Source organism: Candidatus Synechococcus spongiarum, from assembly GCF_900047545.1.
In the GTDB taxonomy this organism is placed as follows: domain Bacteria; phylum Cyanobacteriota; class Cyanobacteriia; order PCC-6307; family Cyanobiaceae; genus Synechococcus_B; species Synechococcus_B spongiarum_C.
Map to the genome: position 1 here is coordinate 1 of NZ_FITM01000117.1, position 7302 is coordinate 7302.

Genomic DNA, 7302 nt, shown 5'->3' on the forward strand with positions numbered 1-7302 from the left:
GCTCGGCTCCACAGGCGTTTTGCCTCTCCCCCAGCCCGGCGGCGAGGATGTTGCGATCCGCATTCCCGTCTCGATCCTGCTCTACGCCGCAGGCTGAACACCTCCAGGCACGGACGGACAAGGCCTGCTTCCCGTCGCTGTGCCCACAGGCTGAGCAGGTCTGAGACGTGGGCTGCCAACGGCTGATGATCTTCACTTGGCGGCCATACAGCTTGGCCTTGGCCTCCAGCAGGGTCCTGAGCAGTCGCCACCCGGCAGCGGCGGCACAGGCCAGCTTGCGACTCTTCACCATCTCCGACACGTTCAGATCCTCCAGCACCACCGTTTGATTCTCACGGATGAGCCTAGTGCTGAGCTTGTGGAGATGATCCAACCGCTGGTCCGCCACCTGGACATGGGCCCTGGCCAAGCGGAGCCGGGCCTTCTGCCTGTTGTGAGAGCCCTTCTCCTTGCGGCTCAGACTACATTGTAACCTCCGAATCCGTTGCAAGGCGGAATTGATTTCCCCCACAGATGAACCCCGGCTGCCCATGTTCCGATCACTGATTTTGATGATCCTGATTCTTGGCCTGGGCCTCGGCATCCAACGGGGCTGGGTCACGGTGGATTGGCCCTTCATGCAGGCTGATCTCAAGGCCCTGTGGGAACAGTTTGACCAGCGCTCCCAGGAGCATCGCGACCAGCAATAATCCCGACACCAGCTCTCCCATGGGGTTCAGCCCGCCAGGAGACCGTCAGCACGATGGTGAACCGGGTTGAATGCTTCTCCTCTTTCTTCTGCAAGGGTGGCCACAAAGCCTTCCCGATAGGTGGGGTAACGCAGCACGTAGCCCCAGGAAAGAAGCCTCCGGTTGCTGACGCGACGGTTTTCCAGCCAGAAACTTTGGGCCATGGAACCCATGGCGGTTTTCACGTCCTGGTAGCGCTCATAGGGGGGCAACTTACAGCCCAGCAAATGGACAGCCAAGCCCAGGAGTTCGCTGCTGGGGCAGGGCAGGGCATCACAGACATTGACCACCGTGTCACGGTATCCATGGCGCTGACACCAGAGAACCGCCCCCACCACATCATCCACGTGGACCCTGGAGAACACCTGGCCCGGTTTATGGATCAGGCGAGCCTGCTTTTGATGGAGCCGGGCAAAAGGACTACGGCCAGGCCCGTAGATTCCTGGCAGACGCAAGATCAGAGGCGCCAGTCCGGAGGTTCTCCACGCCGCTTCACAGCCGATACGGTGGCGGCTTCGGGGAACACGGGAGCGCGGCGGCAGCGATTCATCCGCCCAGTCCCCTTGCAGGTCCCCATAAACCCCACTGGTGGAGAGGTAACCCACCCATGGGGGTGCTGATCGCCGCAGGGCCACACCCAGACGATCCTGCACGGGGTCAACACCGGCTTCCCCGGGAGGAATGGTTGAGAGCACTGCCGTAAAGGGACCCAGTGCCCCGAGGTCAGGGTCAATCCCCTGGGCACTATCAAAGACCACCACTTGCGGTTGAGGTCTTGGCCGAGGGGAAGAGGTGTTGCGGTCAGCGGTCGCCGCTGGTTGGTGAATGGTGCGCTGGTCGGTGCTGGCGCGGTGGGTCACTACAACCTCGTGCCCCAGGTCCAGGAGCCGATCCACCAGGCGCATACCACAGTAGCCGCCCCCCAACACCAGCCAACGCTGTCGTTCAGCCATCACCCCCCTGCATCCTGCAGATGACTTCCACACTGAAGTGGAAGTCATCTTGATCATCGGCGGTGAAGGTCAGGGTGGCCATGGTTGTCTCCACGTCAAAAAGCTTCTGACAGGCTTCACGTTCTCTGCCGTAATGCTGCCAGACAATGAAGCGATCTACGTGGGCCCGCAGCAACCGGGGATGGCTGGCCACGATACGGTCACAGAGGGCCATGTGCTCGCCAGGTTCAACGGACTCCTGACCAAATTGGGCCAGGCAGCTACTGGGCAGGGGCTTGGCCTGGGGGAGCTCCCCGCCAAAACCACAACTGCCGAGAAGCGTCAGCAGGCCCACCTGCAAGGTGAGAGAAGCATGAAAATACCTTGCCAATTTTGTCACAGCTTCAGACCAGCAACTCCTATGGGCCACCGGAGGAGCCCCCTTGGCCCATGGTCAATAACCGCACCAGCAGGGGCATCACCACCAGCACCGTCACCAGACGCACAGTATGCAGAGCCGCCACCGTGGCCCCGACCCCCAGCTCCTCTCCCGCCAGGCTCATGCCCGTGAGGCCACCTGGCGCGGCACCCAAAAGCCCGACGGTCAGCTTGATTCCCAGCAGCCGACTGCTGCAGGCGCCCACCACAATTCCCGTAACCAGAAGGGCCAGGGTGATGAGAAGCGCAGGTCGCCAGAGATGGCGCATCTCTTGCAACGTGGTGGCCGTCAAGCCTGAACCAATCACGATGCCAACGGCGATCTCCAGCACGGTTCGCGTCCCTGTGGGCCAGTGGATGGCGGGGTGGTTGGGGATCAGGCTCACTAAGGTGGCCCCCAGCAAGGCGCCCACAAGGGGAGCGGCAGGAATCCGCGTGCCGAGGGCCAGAAGCCCTAGCCCCAGACCTGCTAAAATCGTCAGAAGTCCGGGCAGATGCTTGATGCTGTCCATCCAATCTTCACACCTCTCTGCATTCTGTTGCCAAATCGCCGTGCCTGACGGTCCGCCCCAATGGCCACATATTGGCGGTCAAGGTGTCAGAATGAGAAGAAAGTGAAGCCATGGAAACGCTCTCCATTCCTGCTGCGACCATCACCTTTTCCGAGCAGGACCACCAACTGGAAAAGCTGGAGTTTGCCCTGGCTCTTGCCCTCTCGGAAGGTTGCCATGACAGGGCCCATCACCTTCGCTCCTGCATTGAAGCACTGGGAGATCATGGCGAGGAGCCGGGAACCTGAGTCCAGTTGCATCACTGTCCATAGCGTTCTCACCCGCTAATGCGCACGCTTTCTACCACAAGCGATAAGGCCAAATTGCTTGACAAAGCACGTCATTTCTTTGTCCAGGCGGAAGCGAGGGCAAGAGAAGGGAACCTCCAGCAGGCAGCAGAGTTGATTGTTCATGGCCTCCACTGCGAACATCGCGCCGCACGGCTCGGTCCCCAGGTTCTTCAGTTGATCAAGTCTTCATGAGCCACGGCCCCGCCAGTCGTCCGTTGCCAACCGGACGCCTTTTGCCAACCACCCTAAGCTTTGTGGCCCTGCTCTGGATCGTCCACACTCTGCGGCTTGTCCTGGCATTTTTGGGCCTGCTCCCTGGCCAGGATTCCGCTCAGATCTTCGGCATCCATCCTGGCAGCGGGGTAACTGGTCTCTGGGCCGTTTTCACTGCTCCCCTGATCCATGGGGACTGGCAGCATTTGTTTGGGAATAGCGTCTCGTTGCTGGTTTTGGGCAGCCTGGTGGGCCTACGGGGTCCGGGTCAACTGTGGCAGGTATCCGTCATCAGCGCCCTGGCGTCGGGCGTTGGGATTTGGCTGATTGCTCCCCGCACCACAGTGCATGTGGGAGCTAGCGGCATCGTCTTTGGCTACTTGGGCGCCCTGCTCTTTATGGGTCTCTTTCAGCGGCGCCCCCTCAGCATCCTGCTCTCCATTGCCTGCCTGGTTCTGTTCGGTGAGATGGTTGTGGGACTGTTCCCGGGAGCGCCAGGGGTGTCCTGGCAAGGCCATCTGTTTGGATTTCTGGGGGGTGTGCTGGCAGCCCGTCTGATGGCTCGTGACCAGAGTCCTGGGGAGGACTGACCAAGGCTGAACAGTTTCTCCAGAACAACCGAAACCCGAAACCGTGTTGTTCCGGGTCTCAGCCGGATACCTTGCAATTAGATGTCGACGTAAATACCTGAACCGACGACGAAAGGACTGTCCAGACCTGGCAGAGTGAAATGAAAGAGGAAGCGTAGCCGACTTTGGGGGAGCCAGTCTCTTCTCATCACCCTCAATCCCAGGGTCATCGTAGTGGTACTCAACGTACCCACTGCCAGCGGCGCCCGTGGAAATGAGTTCCTGAACAAACTTGAAGCCGTTCACGTCCTCCCGGTCCAGGTTGGCGGGCTTGCCCTCCCGGTGTTGTTCCGCGCCATGGAACACGACGATGCCCTCGTCGCTCACGACCCAAACGTAAATGGAACCTGCCTTCCAATCTCCCTCAGTCCGGAAGGCATTCTTTGTCTGGGGAAGTCCACTGTAGTTCTCGGTCATGTAGGCCTGTTGGAACGCCTTGGCCGATTCTTCGACTAAAGATGCGCAGGGTCTCGCGATCCACGACTTCGGAAGCTGTAATCGCAGGCCGGGGCAGGTCTGCGATGGGGAAGGGGAGACCGGAAAGATCCTGTTCGTATCCCCCAATCATCAGCAGTGTTTTCCCGGACCAGGCTGATTCGTAAGAGGCGGCATAGCTCAACTTGCGGAGCGGGTCATCGGATCGAGTTGGGTCGTCCCAATGGTATTCAACGAAGCTACCCCGTTCTTCGCCTGGGCAAGTAATTCCTCAAACACCTTCTTGTCTCTGCTGTCCTCCACGGCAGCTATATTCTTGTTCTCTACGTCCGGGTTGTCTCCGTGCCAGATGATGTCCCCGCTAGGTGTGACCAGGATCAGGAATAGAGAAACGGAGTTTCAGGGGCTCCCTTCGGTCTGCAGTAGGCTTTTGAAGGCCATGAGTTCATTACAGGATCGCGAGGCTTCTCATGTAGCTCACTGCGCCCTTGACAAAGTCTTCGAGGGTTCCCCGATCAGCCACGTCGCTGGCGGCCACGGCTGCATGAGCCAGACGCCAAGGGCGCGCACTTGGAGGGCATTCCTTGAAGAAGGCACTACCGATCAACATGGCCGTGAACACCGAACCCAGACCCCAGGCGATGCTCCTCAACCACTTCCCCCGACGGACTCCCGTGAAGCCATCATGCTGCGATAAACTCTTGAAAGAGGTTAGCAGGCCGTGGCGGCCATGGCCCGAATCAGATCAGCGCGGCTGAGCACCCCGACGGGTTTTCCCCCTTCCACCACAAACAGCCTCTCGGTGCCGGCATCGTGGAGCAGGGCCGCGGCCTCCTGCAGGCTGAGGGTAGGCCCACAGGTGTGGGGGGAGCGGTTCATGATGGCGGCAGCGGTTTCCCCAAGGGCCTGATGGACGTCCCGCTCCCAGCGCAGGGGATTGCGCAGATAGATCACGCTGTCCAGGAAGACCACGTAGGGGCCAGGCTCCAAACCGCTTTCCCGCACCATCAGATCCTTGGCGCTGATTTCCCCCACCAACCGACCCTGGTCATCACACACCGCCAGGCCACTGATGCGGGAAGCATTGAGCATCCGGATCACCTCTGTCAGGGCTGTGTCCGGGCGAACGAACTGAACTGGTGTGGTCATGAACGCCTGGACAGGTTGGCTTTGCACCATGATGACCTCTCTGGGGTTTGGTGAGTATGGCGCAGAGCCTGGCCAACGGCCTCACGGTGCTCAGGGGTCTGCTGGCGGTGCCGCTCCTGCTGGTGTTGCAGGGGGGCTGGGGCTGGTGGGCTTGGGGGCTACTGCTGGGGGCTGCGGCAACCGATGCGGTGGATGGCTGGTTGGCGCGACGTGGTGGCGGTGGATCGCCGTGGGGGGCCCGTCTGGATCCCCTCTGCGATAAGTTGTTGCTACTGGCGCCATTGCTGTGGTTGGCTGGCCAGAGTGGCGGGACCACCGGCAACAGCCTCTCCGCCATCCCCATCCCTCTCTGGGCCATTTGGCTCCTGTTGGCCCGGGAGCTTCTGGTGACCGAGTGGCGAAGTCAGCATCCCCATGGAGCGCCGGCCCGTTGGAGCGGGAAGCTGAAAACCATCAGTCAGTTTCTTTGTTTTGGATTCCTACTGTGGCCGGGTCCGGCCCAGGCACTGACAGCCGCCGTTGGCGGTGGACTGTTCTGGGTGGCCCTCATCCTGGCGTGGCTCAGTGGAATCCACTACGTCAAGTCAAGTCCCAGCTAAGTGCTCTTGCAGGGCCTGGATCATGCGGGCATTGGCGGCGGGGGAAGGGTAGTGGTGCAAGTCGTGGGGCCACACCCAGGCGATCTGTTGGTTGTTGGCCACAGGCCGAGCCTCCCCGGCCGTCACGTGGCAGAGATGCACCGCAAAGGTGAGCCGCCGGTGGGTATAGGCATGGTCAAAGCACAGCAACTCCGGACCCACGGCCACGGTCAAGCCCACCTCCTCCTGTAGTTCGCGCACCACGGTGTCGGCCATGGTCTCGCCGGGCTCCTGCTTGCCACCGGGAAATTCCCAAAGACCACCCAGAAGTCCATCGGGCTGGCGTTGGCCGATGAGCACCTTCCCCTGATGATCCAGCACAATGCCCACGCCAACCATGACATGGGGAATGGGTGCGAGAGCCTGACGCACAGGGAGTTGGTGCTGGATCCCCTGACTATAGGCACGGCAAGGGAGTCGCCAAGGGCAACGGTGACACAAGGGGGTATGGGAGCGGCAGACTAGGGCGCCCAGGTCCATGAGGGCCTGGTTGAAGTCTCGCGCCCCTCTGCCGCCCAGGAGCAACTCCACCATGGTCCAGAGCAGGGGGGTGGCCTGCCGGGGCGGTGCTGGAAAGGCCAGAAGCCGCGCCAGCAACCGCCTCACATTGCCGTCCAGAATGGGATCAGGACTGTTGCCGGCCGTGGCGGCAATGGCGGCTGCCGTGGTGCGACCAATCCCAGGAAGCTGTTCAAGACCGGCACGATCTGTGGGCAAGGGGCGCCCGGCTGCCACCAAGTCGGTGGCGACCCCATGGAGCCGCCGCGCCCGAGCGTAGTAGCCCAACCCTTGCCAGCAATGGAGCACGTCCTGCCGGGATGCCGCCGCCAAGGACTCCAGATCCGGGAACCGTGACCACCAACGGTGCCAAAAAGGGAGCGCCACCGTCAGTTGGGTCTGTTGGAGCATCACCTCCGCCACCCAGATAGGATAGGCGGGAAGCAGGTCGTCGGGACCAGGCTGGCGTCCACCGGGAAGCAATCGCCATGGCAAACCATGGCGTCCATGACGTGTCCACCAGCCCAGCAGGCTGGAGACCAACTCAGGGGCAGCATGACGCAGCCAGGCCTTCTGCTGTTGTGCAAAGACCTTGGACCATTGTTTGGGCAGCATCGCCAACGCCAAGCTGGACCATCCACGCTAAAGTACCTGTTCATGGATGAACCGCGGCGGATTGCCATTGCTCTGGGGGATCCCGCCGGAATCGGATCGGAGGTGGTGCTGAAGGCCCTGGCCAACCGGCGGGTTCAGCAGACGGTGGAGCCGGTGTTGTTTTGCTGCCGCCGCTGGCTTCTGGAG

10 protein-coding genes and 1 pseudogene are annotated in these 7302 nt (G+C 61.3%); 3 read left to right on the plus strand and 8 right to left on the minus strand.

Translation table 11 applies throughout. The annotated features are described in order from the left end of the window. The 5 genes from FLM9_RS04930 to FLM9_RS04945 all read right to left on the minus strand — a co-directional run. The coding region (locus FLM9_RS04930) for an RNA-guided endonuclease InsQ/TnpB family protein (protein ID WP_306806794.1) at nt 1–583 on the minus strand (583 nt) is incomplete at its 3' end. Continuing rightward, nucleotides 540–710: a hypothetical protein gene (locus FLM9_RS08655; RefSeq protein ID WP_306806793.1), complete on the minus strand. Its 171-nt coding sequence runs from the start codon at nt 708–710 to the stop codon at nt 540–542. The genes FLM9_RS04930 and FLM9_RS08655, both read right to left, overlap by 44 nt. 5 nt (nt 711–715) lie before the next feature. Further along, nucleotides 716–1681: an NAD-dependent epimerase/dehydratase family protein gene (locus tag FLM9_RS04935; RefSeq protein ID WP_081340203.1), complete on the minus strand. Its 966-nt coding sequence runs from the start codon at nt 1679–1681 to the stop codon at nt 716–718. After that, the gene (locus FLM9_RS04940; RefSeq protein WP_074457530.1) at nt 1674–2021 is read right to left on the minus strand and encodes a hypothetical protein; all 348 of its coding nucleotides are present in this window, start codon (nt 2019–2021) and stop codon (nt 1674–1676) included. Before FLM9_RS04940 ends, FLM9_RS04935 begins: the two co-directional genes overlap by 8 nt. A gap of 58 nt (nt 2022–2079) precedes the next feature. Then, complete coding sequence (locus tag FLM9_RS04945) at nt 2080–2610, minus strand: AbrB family transcriptional regulator (protein WP_074457531.1); 531 nt, start codon at nt 2608–2610, stop codon at nt 2080–2082. A gap of 110 nt (nt 2611–2720) precedes the next feature. Between FLM9_RS04945 and FLM9_RS08170 the strand changes: the two genes are divergently transcribed. Both FLM9_RS08170 and FLM9_RS04955 read left to right on the plus strand, forming a co-directional pair. Next, nucleotides 2721–2897 carry a DUF8683 family protein gene (locus FLM9_RS08170; protein WP_180365303.1) on the plus strand — a complete coding sequence of 59 codons (177 nt, stop codon included), beginning with the start codon at nt 2721–2723 and terminating at the stop codon, nt 2895–2897. Between the two features lie 230 nt (nt 2898–3127). Further along, the gene (locus tag FLM9_RS04955; protein ID WP_074457533.1) at nt 3128–3742 is read left to right on the plus strand and encodes a rhomboid family intramembrane serine protease; all 615 of its coding nucleotides are present in this window, start codon (nt 3128–3130) and stop codon (nt 3740–3742) included. Nucleotides 3743–3928: 186 nt separating this feature from the next. Here the strand turns inward: FLM9_RS04955 and FLM9_RS08740 are convergent. Both FLM9_RS08740 and FLM9_RS04970 read right to left on the minus strand, forming a co-directional pair. Next, nucleotides 3929–4198: pseudogene (locus tag FLM9_RS08740) on the minus strand (cache domain-containing protein); the annotation flags it as partial. 729 nt (nt 4199–4927) lie between these two features. Next, complete coding sequence (locus FLM9_RS04970) at nt 4928–5395, minus strand: CBS domain-containing protein (RefSeq protein ID WP_074457535.1); 468 nt, start codon at nt 5393–5395, stop codon at nt 4928–4930. Nucleotides 5396–5421: 26 nt separating this feature from the next. Here FLM9_RS04970 and FLM9_RS04975 point away from each other — a divergent pair, with 26 nt between their 5' ends. Continuing rightward, nucleotides 5422–5964, plus strand: a complete 543-nt coding sequence (locus FLM9_RS04975) for a CDP-alcohol phosphatidyltransferase family protein (RefSeq protein WP_074457536.1) — start codon at nt 5422–5424, stop codon at nt 5962–5964. Here the strand turns inward: FLM9_RS04975 and mutT are convergent. Further along, nucleotides 5950–7128, minus strand: a complete 1179-nt coding sequence (gene mutT / locus FLM9_RS04980; RefSeq protein ID WP_257243013.1) for an 8-oxo-dGTP diphosphatase MutT — start codon at nt 7126–7128, stop codon at nt 5950–5952. The genes FLM9_RS04975 and mutT overlap by 15 nt on opposite strands. Between the last annotated feature and the right edge of the window lie 174 nt (nt 7129–7302).